The 1,309-nt window shown below is 68.0% G+C and carries 1 protein-coding gene; it reads left to right on the top strand.

Going from position 1 to position 1,309, the window contains the following annotated elements; translation table 11 throughout:
- The first annotated feature begins 45 nt into the window (after nucleotides 1-45).
- Nucleotides 46-1,269: an IS30 family transposase gene (locus ACFU8W_RS52480; RefSeq protein ID WP_384053007.1), complete on the top strand. Its 1,224-nt coding sequence runs from the start codon at nucleotides 46-48 to the stop codon at nucleotides 1,267-1,269.
- The last annotated feature ends 40 nt before the right edge of the window (nucleotides 1,270-1,309 follow it).

Here is a 1,309-nt window from a genome sequence, read left to right as displayed (position 1 = left end):
CTTGGGTTCTAGTGGTCGTCGCAACACCCCAGTTCAAGGGGTGCGATGGATTTCGAGATCCGTAAGGACCGGGCGAAGCCGCAGGGACGGAAGAAACTGACCCGTGAGCGGGCCGCATACTTCCAGCTCATGCAGCAGGGCTACAGCAGCAAAGAAGCCTGCCGGATCGTCGGTATCGACGTCCGGACCGGCAAGAAGTGGCGCAACGGCCGCCACGCCCACAAGGGCCGCGAGAAGGCGGCGCCTCCGATCTACCAGGAGGCGCCGCGTTCATCCGGTCCGTCCCGCTACCTGGGCGAGGCTGACCGCATCCACATAGCCGACCGGCTGCGGGAGAAGGCCACGGTCCGCGCCATCGCTGCCGAACTGGGCCGCAGCCCATCCACCATCAGCCGCGAGATCCGCCGCAACCGGCACCCGGCAAGCGGCCACTACCGTCCGCACGCCGCCCAGGCCCGCGCGGATGCCCGCCGGCCCCGCCCCAAGCCCGGCAAGATCAGCCAGAATCCCGTGCTGCGGGACTTCATCCAGCGCCACCTGGACCTACGGTGGAGCCCGGAACAGATCTGCCAGGCTCTGCGGGCACAGTTTCCCGACCGGCCGGAGATACACGTGGCCCACGAAACGATCTACCAGGCCCTCTACGTCCAGGGCCGGGGTGAGCTACGCCGCGAACTCGCCAAGGCCCTGCGCACCGGCCGCACCCGTCGCAAGCCCCACCGCCAGGCCGCCTGCCGGCAGCCGCGGTTCACCACCCCGATGGTGATGATCAGTGAGCGTCCGGCCGAGGCCGAAGACCGCTCCCTGCCCGGCCACTGGGAGGGCGACCTGATCATAGGCAAGGACGGCAACTCCGCAATCGGCACTCTCGTCGAGCGCGCCACCCGCTACGTGATGCTGCTGCACCTGCCCGACGGACGCACCGCCGAACACGTCCGTGACACCCTGGTCGAAACCGTCCAGACGCTACCCGCTCACCTGATGCGGTCCCTGACCTGGGACCAAGGCGCCGAGATGGCCGCTCACGGCTCCTTCACCCTCGCCACCGACATCCCGGTCTACTTCTGCGACCCGGCCAGTCCCTGGCAGCGCGGCTCCAACGAGAACACCAATGGCCTGCTGCGGCAGTACTTCCCCAAGGGCACCGACCTGGCCGTCCATACCCGCGACCACCTGGACACGGTCGCCGCCGAACTCAACAGCCGCCCACGCAAAACGCTCGACTGGGAAACCCCAGCCGAGCGCCTGCATAAACTGCTCGCGACCTGATCAACACGACCACGTGTTGCGACGACCCCTAGAAACCGCC

This window comes from Streptomyces sp. NPDC057565, from assembly GCF_042801455.1.
Taxonomy (GTDB): domain Bacteria; phylum Actinomycetota; class Actinomycetes; order Streptomycetales; family Streptomycetaceae; genus Streptomyces; species Streptomyces yanii.
Note: the sequence above shows the minus strand (reverse complement) of the source record. Positions and strands in the feature narration are given on the sequence as shown.

Bases quoted from the DNA above. Each gene is read 5' to 3' on its own strand.
- ACFU8W_RS52480 (WP_384053007.1), top strand. From the start codon at position 46: ATGGATTTCGAGATCCGTAAGGACCGGGCGAAGCCGCAGGGACGGAAG.